Raw genomic sequence first — 19935 nt, 5'->3', positions numbered from 1 at the left:
GGTGCCGGCGCTCTCCGATCGTAGCGATGTGCCGTACGACCGTTCAATTTTCCTTTCCTGCATGTCAATTCGCAGCCGTTCAGCTTCGGCGGGATGCGATTGTCGAAATGCACAAAGACTCTCGTTGGATTCTCCAATGTTTTGCGGTCTTGACATTGGTAGATTGAATTAACTTCTGCCTGAATACCCAGGCTGGCCGCCAGCATGGCGTTCGAGCGACAGCGGGGTCCCTCGCGTTCGTGACGCCGTGCATTGCACATCTGACTATAAGGAACGTCTCAGTGGCGAAGCAAATCAACCGTGTTGCGGTGATTGGCACGGGCGTGGTCGGCGCGAGTTGGACCGCATTATTTCTCGCGAAAGGACTCGACGTCGTCGCAGTGGATCAGGGGCCGGACGCCGAGCAGCGCTTGCAGCACTATGTCGACGCGGCGTGGCCGGCGCTCGAAGCGCTTGGCCTCGCGCCCCGAGCCTCGCGCTCCCGTCTCACCTTCACGCGCGACTTGCAGGGCGCCGTGGCGGACGTTGGCTTCGTCCAGGAAAATGGTCCCGAACGGATCGACTTGAAGCGCGCGATATATGAAGGGCTTGACGTTCTCCTTCCACCGGACGTACCCATCGCTTCGAGTTCCTCCGGCCTCACGATCAGTAACATCCAGGTGGGTTGCAAGTCGTATCCACAACGCTGCGTGATCGGGCATCCGTTCAATCTGCCGCATCTCATTCCGCTCGTCGAGATCGTTGCAGGCGAACAGACGTCAGAGGAGACCGTCAACAAGGTCACGGCCTTCTACACGTCGCTCGGCAAGCGCACGATCCGCGTTCGCAAGGAGGTGCCTGGTCTTGTGGCGAACCGGCTACAGGCAGCATTGTGGCGGGAGATGGTGCATCTCGTGGCAGAGGGCGTCGTGAGTGTGGCGGATGCCGATACCGCGGTGTGTCATGGCCCCGGACTGCGATGGGGATTGATGGGACCGACCATGCTGTTTCATCTCGGCGGCGGGAAAGGCGGCATCGAGAACTTTCTCGATCAGTTCACCGGACCGATGACCGCATGGTGGAAAGCGCTGGGGTCGCCCGAACTGACGCCGAACATGCAGCAGGCGATCATCGACGGTGCGCGGCGCGAGGCAGCGGGCCAGTCTGTTGGCGACCTTACGGCGCAATGCGAGCGCATGCTGCTTGACCTGCTGAAGCTGCGGCAGAATGCGGGCTCTGAGGCAAGTACCTCATGAAAAATGCGCGTGCCTGATAAGCGCTGTTTCCCCCGTTCGCTCGTGTCCTGCGCCAGCCCCTGGCTTATACCAAAGGATGAGTCGGACAAACAGCGAGTCAGGGCCACCGACCGTTCGTACAATGGATTTCTTCGCGTTGCCGGGCTACCGTGCAAGCATGGACGGTACAGTTTCGCGGCTCGCGTTCGATGCCCCAATCACTGGCGCCGGTTCGAGAACGAAGGTGCGACGCGAAGAGGCGGGAAATGTTCAGGCAAGCCGAAAATGATTTTGGATCCCTGATTCAGGCGACTTCGGGGCACGTCGTGCACGGTGGAGCCCAGCCGCCTGCGGGTCACGCCCTCACGATCGCGACGCTGCTGATCTGCTGGTGGACATTGGTGGAGACGGCGCTGGACTTCGTCACGGGATATGGCAACTGGGACTTTGCTTCCGCCATCGCCGCCAACCTTATGGTGGGGATCGCCGGACTCGCCGTGGTCATGAATGTCCGCTTTGCTCGCGAAATTTTTGCGTTTATCTGCGGCGTCGGCATTCTGGCACTCGGCTCGGGGCTTCCGCTTGCGTTCGGCGATTCGCTGTGGATTCCGCTGATCTCGCTGGTCGACTGCGGAGGAAAGCTCGTTTTTCTGGTTTTTGCCTGTGCGCCGCCCCATGAGAATGGCAGGCGGGCCCTGTCGCTGTGACAGCTCAGGGGCGTTTGGAATGAGACGTACCGAGCGATTCGTATGGGCGTTGCTTATCCTGGCAGTGTGCTGGATTCTGGAAATGTCGACGCACGAACGACACCGAGCATTTGATGAACGATTGTTCCACGAGCAGTGCGACGCCCGCGACTACGTCGTCGAGATATATCGCACTGCATGGACACCAAAGGATACGAAAGCAGCGGGCGACGAAGACGTGTCACCACGGCTGCCCCTCGCGCGCTCGAACGACGATAATGCGTGCGATCCACTGCAGGACGGCGCTGAATCGTCCATAACAAAAGATGCGCAATGAAGACATTGCATATCGCCGCTTGCGCGTGATTGGCCATTAGGAGAATCGTATGAATGAGTCGCAAGGTCCGGTGGATAACAGCAGTGCTGATGGGTCATCCGACGTTGCGGTGGCGGCACTGGTCACCGCGATTGAAGTATCCGTTCTCGACGGGACGCTCGACAGCCGGTGCGCCGCCAGCCTCATCTGCCGATTGAAGGGAGAGGCGACTCACATCATCGAGAGCGGCTATTCCACACCTGCAGGACGTTCAGAAATGGAGCGCTCTTTTGGTGCCGTCGAGGCTGCGCTGCTAGGACATGACGCGCACCGTTTCGTGGCGACCTATGCAGCCTTGCGAGCAGGGGACGCCTTTCCACCCGTTGGCGCGCAACTGCCGGGGGCGAAATCCCGTTGGCACGCGGAGTGACATATGCCACTCACCACGAGCGGAGATCCGAAGCGTCCAATTGGCGCCGCCGCAATAGCAACGATTTCCGTTTCAGCGTGCGCAAACTACTCGCCGTCGCTCAACGTGCTCGGCGCGTACTTTCCCGACTGGCTGTTTTGCATCGTCGCGGGCGTCGTGCTGACGGTCGTCGTCTATCTGTTTCTGAAGCGCCTCGCGGTGGACCACCTGCTCGCGCCCTCCGCTGTAGTGTATCCCACACTGGTCGCGTTCCTGTCACTTGCCCTCTGGCTGGCGTTGTTCCAATATTGAATCCGCTTCAGGTGAGCTAATGGCGACAGTTGCGAGCAAGACCAGGAAGAAGGCATGGCCGGCGGTCCTCCTGGTCGTGGCGACGCTGTTGCTGCTCTTTCTCGTGATCCGGCTGCTGGACCGCTCGCCTCGCACCGACGATGCCTATGCTTATGCGGATACCATCGACGTTGTGCCCGAGGTCAACGGCCGCATTATAGAACTGGCGGTGCGCGACAATCAGGCGGTAAAGCAGGGAGATCTGCTGTTTCGCATCGATCCACGCCCGTACGAGGATGCGCTGGCGAGAGGCAAGGCATCGCTCGTCGCGCTCGATCGTCAGATCGAGCTGACTCAACGCACGGTCAACGCGCAGCAGTACAACGCACAGTCGGTGCGCGCGGCTGTCGAACGCTCCCGTGCCGCGGCGAATCAGGCGTCCGACACCTTGCGCAGGATGGAGCCGCTGCTCTCACACGGCTATGTGTCGGCAGAAGATGTCGACCGCGCACGCACGGCACAGCGCGCAACCGAGGCCGAACTCAGCGCCGCGCAGCTACAGGCCCAGCAGGCGGCAGCGGCGGTGAGCGGGGTGGACGCGTTGGTCGCGCAGCGTGCCGTCATCATGGCCGAGATCGCGATTGCCGAACTGCACCTCGAATATGCAACGGTGCGCGCACCATTCGACGGACGCGTTGTCTCGCTGAAGACATCGACGGGGCAGTTCGCTTCCACACTCAAACCAGTCTTTACGTTGATCGACACGCGCCACTGGTATGTAGTCGCGAACTTTCGCGAGACCGAACTCAAGGGTGTGCGCGCAGGAACCCCCGCCACCGTCTACCTGATGAGCGACACCGGGCAGCCCTTTGACGGCGTAGTCGACTCGATCGGCTACGGCATCGCTTCGGATGAGGCCGGCCTTGCCCTGCCTGGCGGTCTGCCGCGCATCGAGCGCACGCTGAACTGGGTGCACGTGTCGCAACGCTTTCCGGTGAAGATCCTCGTGGGCAATCCGAACCCGGAGCTGTTTCGCGTCGGCACGTCAGCTGTGGCCGTGTTGCGGCCTGGGCGCGGCAATCACGGCGAAGGCCATTGAGGAGCACGGATGGCCGCTGCCGACTACCTGCCCGACACGCTGCGCGATGCCGGCGCATTCTTGAAGCAGGAGCTAGCGTCGTTCCCCGGGCGGATGAACGTGACGCTGCGCTGCATGCTCACGAGCGCGATCGTGATCGTCGTGTCGATGGCGCTCGAAGTGCCTGAGCTTGCGTTGTCGCTGCTGGTGGTTTTTTACGTCACGCAGTCGAACGTGGTGTTCACGCGGCTCGTCGGCATCATGTTCATTCTCGGATCGACGCTCGGCATCGGCCTGTCGATCCTGCTGCTGAAGTTCACGTACGACTATCCTTTGGTGCGCATCGTCATTGCGAGTCTGGTGTTCTTTTGCAGCGCGTACCTCATTCGCGTGCTGAAAATCGGCGTGGTGTTTTTCATTGTCGCCATTGTCGTCATCTACGTGCAGAGCTTCGTCGACCGGACCGACCAGGCCGACCTGCTGATCCGCGCAGTATTGTGGGTATGGGTGGCCGTCAACTATCCGATCGCGCTGACGCTACTGGTCAATACGCTGCTGTTGCCCGCGGAACCGCAACTGCAACTCAAGGCGGAGATTCATCGGCAACTCGAGGCGCTCGATGTCCGGCTCGTGGAACTGATCAAGGGCGGCGCGAGCGTTGCGCCGCTTACGCCCCTCACGCCGGCGGACGTCCAGCAAGGCGCGCTGACGCTGCAAAAACTGCTGCGGTTCGCGACGATGCGCGACGCCCACTATCGCGAGAATCAGGCGACGCAGCTCGCATGTATCGCGACGATATCGCGTCTTTATCGCGCGGCGAGCGAGCTGCCGCACGAGTGGCGAGGCGCGTCGGCGGCGCAACTGAAGATGCTGCGCGAATTGCAAGCGAACGTCCGCGCGCTCGACGAATCGGTGGCACTGGGCGAGCCGTATCGCTACGTGAGCACTGTCACCGTCGTTGAACGCAACGCCGCGGACACGATTCCCATGGCGGCGGAATTGCAGCGGGCCCTGCATGCCTACGCCGACTTCCTCGCGAGCGGCGCGACGCCAGGCGCTTCCGCTCCGAGCGAACCGATGGTCGCGCCCGACGCGTGGACCAACCCGGCCTATGCGCGCTTCTCACTGAAGACGCTGCTCGCGGTGTTGATCTGTTACGTGTTCTACAACGCCGCAGACTGGCAAGGCGCCCATACGATCATGCTGACCTGCCTGATCGTCGCGCTGCCAAGCCTCGGCGCATCGGCACAGCGTGCGTTGCTGCGGCTCGCCGGGGCCGCGATCGGCAGCGCGCTCGCGCTTTTCATGGTCGTGTTCGTCGTACCGCGCCTCGACGAAATAACGGGCCTGCTGCTGATGACGCTGCCCGTCATCGCGTTCGGGGCGTGGATTGCGGCCGGCTCGGAGCGAATCGGCTACGCCGGTATCCAGCTGGTGTTCACCTTTTCGCTTGCATTGCTCGCGCGATTCGGCCCAGTCATCAATCTCACGGAAATCCGCGACCGCATGGTGGGCATCCTGCTGGGCGTTGGCGTCGCGACCTTCGTGCAGATGGCGTTCTGGCGGGAAGGCGAGGGCGACGTGCTGCGGCAAAAGCTCGCCACCATGCTGCGGGCGATCGCCGCTCAATTGCGCCCACCGCAAACCGGTGTGACCGGGCACGACGAATTACCCTATGCGCAGCGCCAATTGCAGGCGTGGGCCGTGCTGGCCGATTGTGAGGCGACGCTCTCCCGTGTCGCACTCGAGCCCGACTGGCGGGAAACCGACCAGCCGCAACTAACGCTGCGCGCGCAAACCGTTCTCGCACAGGGGCGCGAGATCATGCTGGCGGGCGATGCGCTGCGTACGCTGGCGGCGCAGGCCGAATTGTCCGACCGAGGAACCGCCGAAGCCGTGCGTTCGGCCCAGGACCAGGCATCAGCCGAGCTTGCGCGATATGCGGAGGAACTGGCGGCGAATCCACCGGTAGCCCGCGCACCGCGACGCATCGCGATCGTCGCGCAAGCCGGCGAACCGGCGCTCGCGACCGGCGGACCACTCATCGAGGCCGCGGACGACCTGACGCGCCAGGTCGCGGGGTTGCCGGAATGGGCTGCTGACGCCGGCCTCCGGGAGCCCGCCGCAGCGCCATCGTCACAGGCCTTGCGATCATGAACGCGCGGGCGCATCGGCGAGGCGTGTCGTGGCACCGACGCTGCCTGTGCATCGCGTGGATGGCGTCTATGCTGCCGGGCTGCGCGCTGATTCGCCATGACAGCCCGCCGTATACCGAGATCCCGCCCACGCAGATCAATCTCGCGAACGATATTCATCTCGCGCGCGACGGGTGGCCCGCCGCCCGCTGGTGGACGCGCTACAACGACGCGCAGTTCGACGCGCTAATCGACCAGGCGCTCGCCAATGCCCCGACGATGGTGATCGCGCGCACTCGCGTGGCCCAGGCCAAGTCGGACGTGGACCTTGTCAGGACGGGATCGAGCCTGCAAGTCAGTGCGATTGCCTTGCTCAATCGCGAGCATGTCTCGGCGAACGGGTTTCTTGGGCCGTTCGCGCAGAACGAACCGGCGTTGGGTCTCACGGGCCCGTGGTACACGGAGGGCGTGGTCGGACTGGGCGCGAGCCTGAACATCGACATTTGGGGCAAGCAGCGCGCGCAGATTGCGGCTTCGATTGGCGTGACGAACGCGAGGCTTGCAGAGACATCGGCGGTCGAACTCGAAATATCGGCCGATGTCGCGCAGATCTATTTTGGTATCCAGACGAATTACCGGCTTATTGATCTATTGAACGAATCACACGAGATCGCGCAGTTTGCGGTGCAGGCGCACGAGGCGCGCGCGGCGCGTGGCCTCGAGCCCCGTACGCAGTTCGAAGAGGCACGTGCGCAGCAGTTGGCCATCGAACGGCAGATCGTATCCACGCAGGCGCAGATCAAGCAGTTTCGGGAATCGTTGCGGGCGCTGGCGGGCGCGGGGCCCGACGGCTTGCCGGAGATCAGGCCCGTTGCGCTGCCGGCGTCGCAGGCTGCCTTGCCGGCGACGCTCTCCTATGAGCTTCTCGCCCGGCGCCCCGACTTGCAGGCTATGCGCTGGTATGTGCAGTCGTCCTTCGACCGGATCGACTCGGCCAAGGCCGCCTTCTATCCGAGTTTCGACATCAAGGCGTTTTTCGGCTACAACGCCTTGCATCTCGCCGATCTGTTCACGCACGCAAGCCGCCAGATCAACCTGATTCCGGGCCTGTACCTGCCGATCTTCGATGGCGGCATGCTTAATGCGAACTTGAGCGGCGCGCGCCAGGGGAGCAACCTGTTGATCGAGCAGTACAACCAGGCCGTACTCAATGCGGTTCGCGATGTCGCGCAGACGGGTAGCCGTTTGCAGGCGCTCGACGCCGAAACCGAATTGCAAAAACAGCGCATCGAATCGGTGACGTTCACGAGAGACAGTGTCGAAGCGTCCTGGCAGCGCGGACTGACCAGCCAGCTCGCGGCGCTCGAGGCGCGCCAACCGGTGATTGTCGAGCAGGTCGCACTGCTGGCGCTGAACGGGCAGGTGCTCAGTCAGGAGGTCGCGTTGACGAAGGCGCTGGGCGGTGGCTATCGCGCCGATGCGCCCGTCGAACTGAAGCCTCGCTGAGGATTAATGTCCGCACGATGCGCCCCGAGGAAACCGAGCCCGGGGCGCCAAGGAAGAGCAATCAGTGGAAGGCAGATTTCCGGCGAGACCCTTCAGCACTTGGCTGGCGACCTGTTCTCCGGCAGGTGCTGGTGCAGCTTCGGTGCGGTCGCGCTACCGCCGTGAGTCTCGAGGTACTTGCACGCATTGACGATGTCACGCGCCAGCATCTGCGCCACATTGTGATTGATGTGCGGGCGGACCACCACGCGCAGGCTCTTGACTTCTTCGGCGTTGGCCGGCATCGAATACGCGGAAAGCACCCAGCCCTTTTCGCGGACCTTGTTGGACACATCGAATTCGTTGAACTTCGTGACGCTCTCGTCGAGCGTGACGGCCACCACCGGAATGCGCTGCTCCTCGTTCATGATGGTGAAATAGCCGCTGTCGACGAGGGTCTGACGCAAGGCGATGGCGTTGTCCAACGTCTGACGCATGATCCGCTGATACCCGTCGAAACCCAGGCGCAGGAACTGATAGTACTGAACGGCAATCTGGAAGGCGTTGCGGCTGAAGTTCAGCGTGGCCGTCGGCATTTCGCCGCCGAGGTAGTTCACGTAGAACACGAGATCCTCGTTGAACACGCTGCGTTCACGGAAGATCACCCAGCCCAGTCCCGGCGGCGTGAGCCCGTACTTGTGACCCGATGCGTTAATGGACTGGACGCGCGGCAGCCGGAAGTCCCAGCAGTAGTCGGGATACAGGAACGGATTGACGAAGCCGCCCGACGCGCCGTCGATATGCATCGGAATCGAAATGCCTGTCCTCGCTTCATAAGCGTCGAGCCAGTCGTGAATCCCCTGGATGTCGTCGTCCTCGCCGGTGAAGGTCTGCCCCGCGATGGCAACGACAGCGATCGTATTTTCGTCTACGTACTTTTCCAGTTCGTCCGCCGTTAGCCGATAGTTACCGGGCTTGAGCGGAACGATCCGCGGTTCCACGTCGAAATAGCGCAGGAACTTCTTCCAGACGATCTGGACGTTGCCGCCCGTTACCATATTGGGGCGTGTGGCGTCCTTGCCGTCCCGTTCCCGCTTCTGGCGCCAGTTCCATTTGTGGGCGAGACCGGCGAGCATGCACGCTTCCGATGAGCCGACCGTTGCGGTGCCGTACGGTTCGACGCCCTCCGGTCCGTTCCAGAGCTGGTGCAGCCATCTCACCATGCGCGTTTCCATGGCGAAAAGCTGCGGATACATGTCGTGGTCGATATAGTTCTTGAACATGTTTCGCTTCGCGATCTCGACCGCTTCAGGCTCAGCAAAGGTCGTGACGAACGACGACATGTTCAGCATCGGGTTCGTGTCGGTCCATTCCTGACTGAGGACGAGTGCTTCTGCTGCCCGTGCAGCGATGCCGTGTTGGGGAAACTCGTTTTCCGGCACGTTGATATTGAACTCTTCATACGACGACACTGCTGCAATTGGCGTAGCCATTGACTATCTCCTGGGGTTGAACATGCCATCGGCAAGATGTGCTTTGCCGGGAAATGCAACTGCTGAGGCGGCGTGACAGGACACGCCGAGTGCGCTTCATTTAATGCGTAGGGGGCGGTGGGGCTACTTAATTATCATGACGACGACCATCCCCCAGATCGTCAGCAGCGTGTTGCCGACCGCGTATGTGACGGTGTAGCCGAGCCCTGGAACCTGGCTTCTCGCGGCGTCGCAAATCATTCCCAGGGCTGCTGTTGTCGTGCGCGCGCCGGCGCAACAACCCAGCACGATTGCGGGATGGAACCTGAACACATACTTCGCGATGAACATGCCTAGAATCAGCGGGACTGCGGTCGCGAAGATGCCCCACAGAAAGAGGCTGACGCCGAGTTGCTTCAGGCCGAGCACGAAACCGGGTCCCGCCGTAATCCCCACCACGGCGATGAACACATTCAGTCCTACCGAGTTCATGAACCAGATCGTAGGCTCGGGGACACGTCCGAACGTCGGGTGGATGGCGCGCAACCAACCGAACACGATGCCGGCGATCAACGCTCCGCCCGCCGTGGAGAGTGTCAGCGGAACGGCCCCGATATTGATGGTAATCGCGCCAACGAGCGCACCGATCGTGATCGCCAGCCCGACGAAAGCAACGTCTGCCGCATTGGTCGCCCGGTCGAGCGTGCCCAGTGCCTTGGCTGCCGCAGTCGTGTCCTGGGTCCGGCCAACGAGCGTGATCGTGTCGCCGCGGTGAAGCTGCGTGCTCGGAAGCACCGGAATTGGCGTCTCGGTCGGGCCGCGCTTGATCTTGCGGATGAATACGCCGCGCGCTGCGGGAAGCGTGGACAACTGCTGAAGTGTCTGGCCGTCAACATCCTTTGCGGAGACATAGACATCGACTCCCTCGGCAGGAACCGCCAGGAGTTCGGCGTCGTCGATCTCGGCTCCGTTCGTACCCAGCGTGGACACGAGCTGGTCGCGGCGCCCGGCGACGGCCACGACGTCACCCGTTGCCAGGACGTAGTCGAGCCTTGCTTCCTCGATTTCGGTACCGCGTCGGATACGTTCGATAAACAGACGCATGCCCTCAGCCTCCAAGGCTTCGACCTGGCGGACGGTCAGACCGACAAAAGGGCTCTCGCTCGCAATGCGAAACGCGCGCAGTTCATACTGGTGCCACGCGCTACCCGCGCTGATGATCTGCTGTGTGCCGCCGAGGCTGGCTTCGTATTCCTTGCACGCCTTGACGAGATCGATTCGCAGGAGCTTCGGGCCGAGTTGGGCGAGGATGATCGCGGAGCCGACCGTGCCGAATATATAGCTGACGGCATAGGCGGTCGGCATGGCATCGAGCAACGCCTTCGTTTGCGCGGCGGGCAGTCCGAGTCGGCCGATGGCGTCCGTCGCCAGCCCCATCGACGCCGAAATGGTCTGTGAGCCAGCGAGAAGGCCGGCGGCGGACCCGACGCCGTAACCAGCGATCTTGGCGGCGGCAATGGGGGCGGCAAGACAAAGGACGCACTGGACAACCGAGAAAAGCGCCTGAGGGATGCCATCCTTGGCGATGCCTCTGACGAACTGCGGTCCGACTCCGTAACCTACGGCAAAGAGGAACATTAAAAAGAATATCGACTTGACATTAGCCGAGATGGGAATGCCTAGCTGTCCTATGGCGATGGCGGCAAGCAACGTGGAGGTGACGGCGCCGAGACTGAAACCCCGATAACTCTTTCCCCCCACCCAATATCCGATCCCTAGCGACATAAAGATCGCTATCTCAGGATGACTGCGCAGCGTCAGTACCAGCCAGTTCATTTTGCGATCCTCCGTAGCATGTGCTTCAAGAAGTCAATGAAAAGAAAGCAATGTTGCATTCCTAAGTAAAATATCGAGAGCATTTGTGCCTCACTTCGATTGAGGCGGCGGTGATCACGTTCTCCGCCGACTTCTGCGTTACATGTCACCGGGGCGTCATACAAGCCGCTGGCCGGCGTCAGATTCCACATCCGGATGGTGGGCGCCTCGCGGCTACATTTGCACAGCGGGAGGGGGCGGGTTGGTCGAGCGCTTTCGTGGGGAATCGCGAGCGTGCGTTGTCCGCGTACGAGGTGGATGCTTTGCCGGAGAGCGCGCGTTGTAATTAGGAGTCGGACAGTCCTCCGGCACCGAAAGGATGCATTCACTGCTCAGGCCGTATTCACGCGCGATCGATAGCAGCCTGTCCGCCCAATCCCAGACGCCGTATATATCGTGAACGTTCTGCAGACAGACCAGAAGTGCGACAGTGCGTTTGTCGTAAATATCGATCCCGGCGTTCAACAGCGCTTTGGACAATGCGGCAACGCCGGCGTCCATGTAAAGGGGCCAGCCGGTCCCGGACCCGGGCAGGTAGCGTACCGGAACGCCCTCGATCGTGGATCGGTAATCCGACGGCCGTATGAAGCTGCCAACCGGACACCCGCCGCATGGGCCGCGGTACGCAGCGCCTCCGTTTGCGAGAATGCCCGTGCGGCGTTGCGAAAGGAGGTGATTGACGGAGCGGTCAAAGATTTCCTGATCGCTCAAAAAGTGGATGGTGCGCATGGCTGACCTACTGAACACAGATCACGTTGAGATCGATGGTTCTGCGATAAACGCTCTTGTTGAGCCACGGGACGAACGTGTACTCGACATACGCGTTGCTGCCCACAAAAATCCATGTATGTAGCGTACTTAACATAGTGGACTCCTAACAGTTGCTGGATATCATGAGGTCATCGACTGTGCGGTGGTGGAGGCTCAAATTCTTTCCGTCGACGACACCAAAGGTACGCGTGCAAGGCGAGAAAAACCATCGTACGAACGGGTGGCGTGGTTCTTCATTCGCGTGAGCGGTTCATACAGGGGTATGCTCGGCTCATCTGGATGCTGGCACCGAAAGGGAAATGGCGGGCGCGGTGCGAAGGAGGTCGTCAGGAAGCGCGAAGTCGTTCGCTGAGGGCGAGTAAATACGCGCCACTCGGGTTGGCTATACGAAGATATAGTCGTCCTGGACCAACGCCTTAATCGGGCAACCACATGCACGTTTGCCGATACGCAGCCGCTGCGGTATTTTTCACTCGTCGCTATTTGTCGGGCGTCGTTCGACTCGCCCGTGCAAGCTTTCAAAATGCTTCTGGATCTCCGATACCCCATTGGCCGCAATCAGAATAGGGCGGCAACACTCGGCCGAGAGGGCCGAACGAAAGACCTGAAATTAGGAGAAGCCGTTGAGTTCAGGATCTGGCTTGACTTCGACGAAGGGCGCGTCTGATGGTCCGCCGTCGATGGTGTACGTAATCGACGATGACGAAGCGGTGCGAATCGCACTCAACGCTCTCCTACGCTCGGCCGGATTGCATGTGGAGACTTTCTCGGCCTGCCGCGAGTTTCTGGCGTTCCCGAAGAGGTCTGTGCCGAGCTGCCTGATTCTCGATGTGAGGCTGCAAGGCGAAACCGGGCTCGCATTTCAGAAGGAGTTTGCAAAAAGCGAAATCCGGATGCCCATTGTTTTCATGACCGGATACGCCGACGTTGCGATGTCGGTCAGAGCCATGAAAGCCGGTGCCTTCGATTTTCTCGCCAAGCCGTTTCGGGACCAGGAGATTCTCGACGCCGTTACCGACGCATTGGCGCGCGACGGCGAACGTGTCCAGGCCGAACAGGCGCTTGTCGCGCTGCGCGCTGCCTATGCTTCATTGACCACTCGCGAACAGGAGGTCGTCCGTTATGTCATCTCGGGCCTGATGAACAAGCAGATTGCGGCGCAGATGAAACTTAGCGAAGTCACCGTCAAAATTCATCGAGGACACGCAATGAGAAAACTGGCTGCACACTCGGTTCCGGATCTGGTCAGAAAGGCGGAAGCACTTGGCCTTAAGCCGCAAGTGAACGGACCTTCCTGACAGCGTCGCCGTGTTGGGGACGTCCCGGCGCCGTCGTGCGGGGCCGGGTGCGCCAGAGCGCTTACAGATTGCCTTGCGGCGGCGGCTCTTGCAACGCGAGGCGGAGCCAGCGCACCACGTCGTCGGCGGCAACGGGTTTCTCCAGCAAGACCAGTGCGCCATTTTCAATGACTTCGGCGTGCAGGTCGGGAGTTGGAAACGCGGTGATGAAAATGGTGGGTGGTGCATTCCCCTGGCTACGAAGCCGGGCGTGCAGCGCGACACCGGACATGCCGGGCATTCGTACGTCGGAAATCAGGCAGGAGGTGTCTTCCACGTGTCCGGATTCGAGGAATTCCTCGGCAGATGCAAAGGTGCGTACGTTCCAGCCCAACGAACGAACAAGGTTCGCAGTCGCGATACGGACTGCCTCATCGTCGTCGACGATCGTAACTACCTCAGACGTATCCACAAGAAGGACCCCGATCGTCGAGAAAAAGGAAGGTGTGCGGATGATATCGGCAGTGCATTGCGAAGAATAGTACGTGCAGACCGGAACATAAATAATACGGATGTATGTAGCGCACGTGATGGAGTGTCAGGCAGTTGCCGAATCCTTCTCTTATTAGGGTGTTCGTGCTCCGAGCCTTGCCGCTTGACACGGCAGTGAAGCGCAGCGGAAGTGAGCCGTAAGGCACGTTGGGGAGGCAGCATCCTTGCTGCGCACGACGTGTTTGCTGGTATAAAAACCATACCCAGTCGCGCAGCTAGAACTACATGGAACCCGCAACGCCTCGACTCGCGAAATCGGACTGACGATCTGGTGGAACGGTCCAGTTCGTGGACCGCCGGCTTTACGCTCCAAACTTGAAAACGAGAATTTTCGCCAGGAGGTCAGATGGAGCAACGCAAAGAACTGAGCGGCCTGACTAACGAGCTCTTTCGGCAAATCGTGGAGGCGGCTCCCAACGCCATGGTGATGGTGGACCGTGCTGGCAAGATCGTTCTCGTGAATGCGCAGGCGGAGAAGCTGTTCGGTTATGCGCGTGAAGAATTGATGACCAGAAGAATCGAAGCGCTCGTGCCCGAGCGTTTCCAAGCAGGTCATCCGGATTTCCGGAGCGCATACTACACCGACATGAGGAGCCGGCCGATGGGGACGGGCCGCGACCTCTACGCAATGCGTAAAGACGGCTCCGAATTTCCCGTTGAAATAGGACTCAATCCGGTCTCAACCGACGAAGGCACGTTCGTCCTCGCGGCCGTCGTCGACATCACTGAGCGCAGGAGGCAGGAGGAACGTTTCCGGCAGGTGGTGGAAGCGGCGCCTAACGCAATGGTGATGGTGGACCACGATGGCCGGATCGTTCTCGTTAACGCACAAACGGAGAAGCTCTTCGGCTATCCGCGCAACGAGCTGATCGGGCAAAGCATCGAAGCACTCGTGCCGGAGCGTTTCCGTGCGCACCACCCGGAGTATCGCGCGTCGTTCTACAGCAATCTGACGAGCCGCCCCATGGGAGCCGGCCGTGACCTCTACGGGCTGCGCAAGGACGGCTCGGAATTTCCCGTCGAGATCGGCCTGAATCCGCTGTCGACCGACGAAGGGAAATTCGTACTCGCAGCCGTGGTCGATATCACGGCGCGCAAGCACGCGGAAGAGGAATTGCTTAGAAAAACCGACGAATTGGCCCGCTCGAACAAGGACCTCGAACAATTTGCCTATCTGGCTTCGCACGACCTGCAAGAACCCCTGCGAGCAGTCGCCGGTCCCTTGCAGATGCTGCAGATGCGATACAAGGGGCAACTGGATAGCCGTGCCGATGAATTCATTACACACGCGGTCGATGGCGCGACGCGGATGCAGGCGCTCATTAACGATCTGCTCGCCTATTCGCGGGTCGGCCGCTCCGATGACGCGCGCCAGTTGACTGACTGCGCGCAGATCCTCGATCAGGCGCTCAAGAGCCTGAGCGTCATGATGGAGGAAAGCGGCGCCGAGGTGAGGAAGGAAGCGTTGCCTACCCTGATGGCGATTCCGACGCACCTTACGCTTCTGTTCCAGAATCTCATCGGCAACGCCGTCAAGTTCCGCGACAAGTCACACCCTGTACGGATCGACGTGGGTGCGAAGCGCCAGGGCGAGGGGTGGCTATTCTGGGTGGAGGACAACGGGATCGGTATCGATCCGCAATACTTCGAACGGATTTTCCTGGTCTTTCAACGCTTGCACACGCGTGCCGAGTATCCAGGCACGGGGATTGGCCTGGCGCTTTGCAAGCGGATCGTCGAGCAGCACGGGGGCCAGATCTGGGTCGAGTCTGCTCCGGAGGAGGGCGCCACGTTCTTTTTCACGCTGGGCGTCAAGAACACAATCTGAAGCCGAACACGAAAGAGAGGAGACAACTACGATGTTTTCCGAAAATAGCGAGCAGATGTTCCATATCCTGATGGTGGAGGATAGCCCCACGGACGTGATGATGACGCGCGAGGCGCTGGAATACTACAAAGTGCTCAATCCACTGCACATTGCGGAGGACGGCGTGGAGGCAATCGAGTTCCTCAAGCGTGAAGGAAAACATGCCAACGCACCCCGTCCCGGCCTGATCATTCTGGATCTCAACCTGCCACGAAAGAGCGGCCAGGAAGTGCTTCAAGAGCTGAAAACCGATCGGGAGTTGATGAACATTCCGGTCGTCGTGCTAACCACGTCCAAAGCCGAGGAGGATGTGGCGAAGTCGTATGGACTGCACGCCAACTGCTACATCACCAAGCCCGTGGACTTCGAGAAGTTCGTTCACGTCGTGCGCAGCATCAACGAATTCTGGCTTGGCGTCGTGACGCTACCTCCCGTTAAATCGTGAACATCGATCATGAAATACATATCCTCCTGATCGAGGACAGCGCGACTGACGCACTGTTGATCGACAGGGTGCTCGAGGACGTTGTGGAGTTCAAGTACCACGTGGTGCGCACCGAATCCATGGCGGAGGGCGTCGCGTGCGCGCGGACCACGCATTTCGACGTGGTGATCCTCGACCTGGGGCTGCCGGACGCAAAAGGGGGGCTCGACACCTTCAGGAAATTCCATCAGATGATGCCCGGCATGCCGGTGCTGGTTCTTACCGGACTGGACGATAATTCGGTCGGTCTACTGTCCATCCAGCACGGTGCACAGGACTATCTCCTCAAGAAGGATATCCGCGCTTCGGAACTGAGCCGTGCGATCCGTTACGCAATCGAACGCCACCGCGTCGCGGTCGAGCTAAGGGCGAGCGAGGAACGCTTTCAGCTCGCGGTGAGGGGCGCGACGGCGGGCTTGTGGGACTGGAATCCGCAGACGGGCGCGATGTACTTTTCGCCCCATTTCAACGCAATCATGGGCTATGATGAAAACGACTTGCCCAATGAAGCGAGTGTGCATCAGGAGGCAATTCATCCAGAAGACATCGATCGGGTGACGGCCTGCCTCACGGCGCATCTGGAGCACAAGAACGCCTACGACGTCGAATATCGTATTCGCACCATGTCGGGAGAATACCGATGGGTTCAGTCTCGCGGACAGGCACTCTGGAACAAATCCGGTCAGCCCTATCGGATGGTGGGCTGGATCATCGACGTGACGGAGCGAAAACTGGCCGAAGAGGCGCAGCGCGATTCACGCGAGCGGGCGGCGGACGCGTTGCAGCAAACCCAGGCCGATATGGCGCGCCTAAACCGCGTCTTGATGCTCGGCGAAATGGCGGCCTCGATTGCGCACGAGGTCAAGCAACCTGTGTCGGCCGTTGTGATGCATGCTACGGCGGGATTGCGCTGGCTGGATGCACAACCTCCGGAGCTGGAGGAGGCACGGCAATCGCTGAATCACATTCTCAAGCAAGGCAACCGGGTCGTGGAGGTTGTTGGCCACGTGCGATCTCTCGTCAAGCAGGCGCCGCCGCGCGAGGACCCGGTAGATATCAATGAGGCCATTGTCGAAGTGCTGGCCCTGATCAACGCCGAGTTGCAGAGAAACAGCGTGCAGTTGAAGACTTGCCTTTCCGCAAACCTGCCGCCTGTGCTCGGGGACCGGGTCAAGATGCAGCAGGTGATCGTCAATCTTGTCATGAATGCTTCGGAGGCGATGAGCGCAGTGAGTGACAAACAGCGCGAGTTGACGATCGTCTCTGAGCGGAGTGACTCGAACGCTGTGATAGTCGAGGTGTGGGACACCGGTTCAGGACTTCCACCTGGGAGTACAGAACGATTGTTCCGCTCGTTCTACACCACCAAACCCAACGGAATGGGCATGGGACTCTCCATTAGCCGATCGATTGTCGAAGCCCATGGCGGGCGACTGTGGGTCACGCCTCGTGAGCCGAATGGCACGGTGTTCCGGTTCACACTGCCGATTGAGCCGAATTGAGGCGAATATCGCACAATAGCCGAAATTCGTGCTGTTGCCAGTTGCAGGTCCTTCTACAGGAAAGAGTCTACTCATGATAGTCAGCATCCCGACGATCAGCGCGAGCTTGCGTGAACGCACGGCTTTGCTTGCAGCGAACCCGACGGCCGTGAATGAGCGCATGTATGAGACGCTGATGAGCGTCGAAGGTTACGAGAACCTGATGCCATCAGTCAGACAGGACATTGCAGCGTCGATCGACTTGACGGCCGGTTTGTGGTTCCAGTCGCTTCTGACGGGTCGCCCACCATCGGCGGACGACATGGATCGCTTCGGGGAATTCGGCCGCCGACGCGTTCACCAGCGCGTACCGCTGCAATCCGTGCTGCGTGCCTTCCGGCTCGGATCGCGCGAAATCTGGCGCACTTACATTGCACAGGCAGAGGAGGACGGAACTCTCGTCGACGAATTGCTGTTCTCCATCTCGCCGTACCTTTTCGACTTTTTTGATGTCATGGCGCAGAGCATCGCGCAAAGCTATCTCGAAGAGCAGTATCAACAAGCGCGCTGGCGTGAGGCGTTGCGTCATCAGCTTTACAACATTGTCTTCTATACACCGGATGATCACGATGGCTTTCGGGAAACAGTGGAGGCGCTGGGTCTCGATTCCACTGCGCCACGCGTGGCGCTCGCCATCGACATCGAACTACCCGACCATACGTCGTACGAACGTGAACGGGAACTCGACCGCATCGCACTGGCGTCAGCGCGTCATCTTGCTGCCGCGCCAGGCGATCTGGTGCGAGCGTGGCATCGTGGCAGGCTGATTCTGTGGGCACCCTGTCTGCGAGGCGATTCGATCAACCGTATCGATCGGCTCACGGCAGAACGGGCCGGTGCGCTGGCGGCTGCGGTGCCGGAGCTTCATCGTATCGGCGTTGGCCTGATGAACGAAGGCGCGTCGGGTTGGGCGGCCACGGTCGACGAAGCGATCCGGGCATTGGACTTCACACCCCAAAGGCAGGGGCAGTCGCAGGTCGCAATGTATTCTAGTATCCTCATTGAAGAAAGCGCGCGTCTCGCATCGAACGCGCGGCGCTACCTCGTCTCCTTGCTCGAACAGCTAGCCAACGAGCCTGAGCTGGTGGCGACGCTGCAGACCTATTTCGAACAGGGTCAGCGGCGCGGCCAGTCAGCGGCCGCCCTTGGCATTCATCCAAATACGCTCAACTACAGGATGGAACGCATTGAAGCGCTGCTCGGAGCGAGCCTCGACGACGTCGGCTGGATTGAGAAGCTCGACATCGCTCTGAAGCTGCGTCGGGCGCCGACGTGAGTCCTCGTTCGCAGGCCACTATCGTCACGTCGTGGGCTGGGAGATCGTGATTCGAAAGATCAATTTGGATTGCGAACAGATGCGCCAGTAGAAGCCACTGTGGCCTTTGCAGGCATTCACGGACCGATAAATGCGCATGTAAGAGGTCAACGCCACTTCGGGGATGACTCTGTTTAAGTATTCACGCTGCTCTTCTTCTCGAGGCTGCCAGGTCGCTACGCGCCACAAGCACGCAATCGTTCGTTTCGGCCTGCTCGACCCAACGTCGAAGCAGATTGGCGTACAGCTTGCGGTGCAACGCGATCGCCGCGAGCGACACCCCGGGCCCCTGGAAAGCTGCCACAACCTGAGCCCTGAACTCGACGCTGTAGCGCCGGCGGCGACGACGGCCAGGTGCCCCTGCTTCGTCAATAGTGTTCACGTGTCCACCTATTTATGAACCGACCCCCGTAAAGTTGGACAGTTTGTTCGGCTAGGCCGCTGAGGGTTGAACCGCTTTGTGCGCGTGCGGTGGAAATCGTGCGCAGTGCGTTGCCGAAGGCTAAATATGGATATCTATTTCCGGGCTATAAGAAAGGGTGCCCATTGTCGAATATGGCGATGCTGACACTCTTGAAACGCATGTCACGGTTTGGAATTACCGTCCACGGTTTCCGCTCGACATTCCGGGACTGGGTCGCGGAAAGCACGGAATATCCGGATTCGCTGGCGGAAGAAGCCCTGGCCCACACCATTGCTTCGCAGACGGTAGCGGCCTATCGGCGGCACGATCAGCTCGAGCGACGGCGCCCGATGATGGAAAAGTGGGGCGCATATTGTGCCAGTGCGCATGAGCGTGACGAACCGATGACGACCGGTGTGCCGCAGACGTGTGCAGCCTAAAACAAAGCTGATCAATTCCACCTGAGAGTTACTCCGCGCGAAATACGATACCTCGGTCCTCCCTGTCACGGCGCAACATGACCCGGCTTCGGCGATAGCCGTAGCTCGGTTGGTTAGTGGCCGTCACCCGAATCTCTTCGACCAAGCCGACCTCGTTCATCTGCATGGCGCCCAAAACCGGCGATCGCCTATCCTGCCATACCTCGTTTTAATATCGCTTTTTAGTCTGCCGGCTAAACGCTTTCAGGAAGCTCGGTCGGAAAATTCCGTAAGGTGGCCAGACGCGTCTGCAGGGGGCACCCCGTGAGTCCGCTGGTCTTCCTT

18 protein-coding genes and 2 pseudogenes are annotated in these 19935 nt (G+C 60.3%); 14 read left to right on the top strand and 6 right to left on the bottom strand.

Translation table 11 applies throughout. The annotated features are described in order from the left end of the window. The first annotated feature begins 281 nt into the window (after positions 1-281). From AB3X95_RS27200 to AB3X95_RS27165, 8 genes are all read left to right on the top strand, one after another. Positions 282-1235 carry a 3-hydroxyacyl-CoA dehydrogenase NAD-binding domain-containing protein gene (locus AB3X95_RS27200; RefSeq protein ID WP_368623019.1) on the top strand — a complete coding sequence of 318 codons (954 nt, stop codon included), beginning with the start codon at positions 282-284 and terminating at the stop codon, positions 1233-1235. Positions 1236-1480: 245 nt separating this feature from the next. Further along, complete coding sequence (locus AB3X95_RS27195) at positions 1481-1921, top strand: hypothetical protein (RefSeq protein WP_368623018.1); 441 nt, start codon at positions 1481-1483, stop codon at positions 1919-1921. A 19-nt stretch (positions 1922-1940) separates the two neighbouring features. Next, a complete protein-coding gene (locus tag AB3X95_RS27190; protein ID WP_368623017.1) occupies positions 1941-2237 on the top strand; it encodes a hypothetical protein in 297 nt (98 codons plus the stop codon). A gap of 49 nt (positions 2238-2286) precedes the next feature. Further along, a complete protein-coding gene (locus AB3X95_RS27185) occupies positions 2287-2646 on the top strand; it encodes a hypothetical protein (RefSeq protein ID WP_368623016.1) in 360 nt (119 codons plus the stop codon). Positions 2647-2649: 3 nt separating this feature from the next. Further along, positions 2650-2937, top strand: a complete 288-nt coding sequence (locus AB3X95_RS27180) for a YtcA family lipoprotein (RefSeq protein WP_368623015.1) — start codon at positions 2650-2652, stop codon at positions 2935-2937. Between the two features lie 19 nt (positions 2938-2956). Further along, positions 2957-4015 (top strand): multidrug transporter subunit MdtN, encoded by a 1059-nt coding sequence (gene mdtN, locus AB3X95_RS27175; RefSeq protein WP_368623014.1) that lies wholly within the window; start codon positions 2957-2959, stop codon positions 4013-4015. 9 nt (positions 4016-4024) lie between these two features. Then, positions 4025-6151 carry an FUSC family protein gene (locus tag AB3X95_RS27170; RefSeq protein ID WP_176123044.1) on the top strand — a complete coding sequence of 709 codons (2127 nt, stop codon included), beginning with the start codon at positions 4025-4027 and terminating at the stop codon, positions 6149-6151. 59 nt (positions 6152-6210) lie between these two features. Next, the gene (locus AB3X95_RS27165; RefSeq protein WP_368623013.1) at positions 6211-7635 is read left to right on the top strand and encodes an MdtP family multidrug efflux transporter outer membrane subunit; all 1425 of its coding nucleotides are present in this window, start codon (positions 6211-6213) and stop codon (positions 7633-7635) included. Between the two features lie 92 nt (positions 7636-7727). On the opposite strand, the gene AB3X95_RS27160 is transcribed toward AB3X95_RS27165, so the two are convergent. From AB3X95_RS27160 to AB3X95_RS27145, 4 genes and pseudogenes are all read right to left on the bottom strand, one after another. After that, positions 7728-9107 (bottom strand): glutamate decarboxylase, encoded by a 1380-nt coding sequence (locus AB3X95_RS27160; RefSeq protein WP_368623012.1) that lies wholly within the window; start codon positions 9105-9107, stop codon positions 7728-7730. 123 nt (positions 9108-9230) lie between these two features. Continuing rightward, a complete protein-coding gene (gene aspT, locus AB3X95_RS27155; RefSeq protein WP_368623011.1) occupies positions 9231-10922 on the bottom strand; it encodes an aspartate-alanine antiporter in 1692 nt (563 codons plus the stop codon). A gap of 357 nt (positions 10923-11279) precedes the next feature. Next, a pseudogene (locus AB3X95_RS27150) lies at positions 11280-11690 on the bottom strand (hypothetical protein); the annotation flags it as partial. A gap of 7 nt (positions 11691-11697) precedes the next feature. Beyond that, the gene (locus AB3X95_RS27145; protein ID WP_303246659.1) at positions 11698-11826 is read right to left on the bottom strand and encodes a hypothetical protein; all 129 of its coding nucleotides are present in this window, start codon (positions 11824-11826) and stop codon (positions 11698-11700) included. 586 nt (positions 11827-12412) lie between these two features. On the opposite strand from AB3X95_RS27145, the gene AB3X95_RS27140 reads away from it, so the two are divergent. Next, positions 12413-13030: a response regulator transcription factor gene (locus AB3X95_RS27140; protein ID WP_368623106.1), complete on the top strand. Its 618-nt coding sequence runs from the start codon at positions 12413-12415 to the stop codon at positions 13028-13030. 61 nt (positions 13031-13091) lie between these two features. Here AB3X95_RS27140 and AB3X95_RS27135 read toward each other — a convergent pair whose 3' ends face one another. Further along, positions 13092-13481: a response regulator transcription factor gene (locus AB3X95_RS27135; RefSeq protein ID WP_176123040.1), complete on the bottom strand. Its 390-nt coding sequence runs from the start codon at positions 13479-13481 to the stop codon at positions 13092-13094. A gap of 426 nt (positions 13482-13907) precedes the next feature. Here AB3X95_RS27135 and AB3X95_RS27130 point away from each other — a divergent pair, with 426 nt between their 5' ends. The 4 genes from AB3X95_RS27130 to AB3X95_RS27115 all read left to right on the top strand — a co-directional run bounded on the left by AB3X95_RS27130 (position 13908) and on the right by AB3X95_RS27115 (position 18729). Beyond that, entirely contained in the window at positions 13908-15389 is a 1482-nt protein-coding gene (locus AB3X95_RS27130) for a PAS domain S-box protein (protein ID WP_176123039.1), read from the top strand. 31 nt (positions 15390-15420) lie between these two features. After that, positions 15421-15873 carry a response regulator gene (locus AB3X95_RS27125; RefSeq protein WP_176123038.1) on the top strand — a complete coding sequence of 151 codons (453 nt, stop codon included), beginning with the start codon at positions 15421-15423 and terminating at the stop codon, positions 15871-15873. After that, positions 15870-17414: a PAS domain-containing protein gene (locus tag AB3X95_RS27120; protein WP_368623010.1), complete on the top strand. Its 1545-nt coding sequence runs from the start codon at positions 15870-15872 to the stop codon at positions 17412-17414. Before AB3X95_RS27125 ends, AB3X95_RS27120 begins: the two co-directional genes overlap by 4 nt. Before the next feature lie 73 nt (positions 17415-17487). Further along, a complete protein-coding gene (locus AB3X95_RS27115) occupies positions 17488-18729 on the top strand; it encodes a helix-turn-helix domain-containing protein (RefSeq protein ID WP_176123201.1) in 1242 nt (413 codons plus the stop codon). A gap of 181 nt (positions 18730-18910) precedes the next feature. On the opposite strand, the gene AB3X95_RS27110 is transcribed toward AB3X95_RS27115, so the two are convergent. Beyond that, positions 18911-19150: a transposase gene (locus AB3X95_RS27110; RefSeq protein ID WP_176123036.1), complete on the bottom strand. Its 240-nt coding sequence runs from the start codon at positions 19148-19150 to the stop codon at positions 18911-18913. A gap of 53 nt (positions 19151-19203) precedes the next feature. On the opposite strand from AB3X95_RS27110, the pseudogene AB3X95_RS27105 reads away from it, so the two are divergent. Then, positions 19204-19611: pseudogene (locus tag AB3X95_RS27105) on the top strand (tyrosine-type recombinase/integrase); the annotation flags it as partial. Positions 19612-19935 lie beyond the last annotated feature (324 nt).

This window comes from Paraburkholderia sp. BR13444, from assembly GCF_040948755.1.
GTDB classification, from domain to species: domain Bacteria; phylum Pseudomonadota; class Gammaproteobacteria; order Burkholderiales; family Burkholderiaceae; genus Paraburkholderia; species Paraburkholderia youngii.
This window is presented reverse-complemented; position numbering and strand designations above follow the sequence as displayed.

Coding starts and splice junctions, on each gene's coding strand:
- AB3X95_RS27180 (WP_368623015.1), top strand. CDS start 2,650: ATGCCACTCACCACGAGCGGAGATCCGAAGCGTCCAATTGGCGCCGCC.
- AB3X95_RS27170 (WP_176123044.1), top strand. CDS start 4,025: ATGGCCGCTGCCGACTACCTGCCCGACACGCTGCGCGATGCCGGCGCA.
- mdtN (WP_368623014.1), top strand. CDS start 2,957: ATGGCGACAGTTGCGAGCAAGACCAGGAAGAAGGCATGGCCGGCGGTC.
- AB3X95_RS27185 (WP_368623016.1), top strand. CDS start 2,287: ATGAATGAGTCGCAAGGTCCGGTGGATAACAGCAGTGCTGATGGGTCA.
- AB3X95_RS27165 (WP_368623013.1), top strand. CDS start 6,211: ATGGCGTCTATGCTGCCGGGCTGCGCGCTGATTCGCCATGACAGCCCG.
- AB3X95_RS27160 (WP_368623012.1), bottom strand. CDS start 9,107: ATGGCTACGCCAATTGCAGCAGTGTCGTCGTATGAAGAGTTCAATATC.
- AB3X95_RS27140 (WP_368623106.1), top strand. CDS start 12,413: ATGGTGTACGTAATCGACGATGACGAAGCGGTGCGAATCGCACTCAAC.
- AB3X95_RS27130 (WP_176123039.1), top strand. CDS start 13,908: ATGGAGCAACGCAAAGAACTGAGCGGCCTGACTAACGAGCTCTTTCGG.
- AB3X95_RS27190 (WP_368623017.1), top strand. CDS start 1,941: ATGAGACGTACCGAGCGATTCGTATGGGCGTTGCTTATCCTGGCAGTG.
- AB3X95_RS27125 (WP_176123038.1), top strand. CDS start 15,421: ATGTTTTCCGAAAATAGCGAGCAGATGTTCCATATCCTGATGGTGGAG.
- AB3X95_RS27195 (WP_368623018.1), top strand. CDS start 1,481: ATGTTCAGGCAAGCCGAAAATGATTTTGGATCCCTGATTCAGGCGACT.
- AB3X95_RS27145 (WP_303246659.1), bottom strand. CDS start 11,826: ATGTTAAGTACGCTACATACATGGATTTTTGTGGGCAGCAACGCGTAT.
- AB3X95_RS27115 (WP_176123201.1), top strand. CDS start 17,488: ATGATAGTCAGCATCCCGACGATCAGCGCGAGCTTGCGTGAACGCACG.
- aspT (WP_368623011.1), bottom strand. CDS start 10,922: ATGAACTGGCTGGTACTGACGCTGCGCAGTCATCCTGAGATAGCGATC.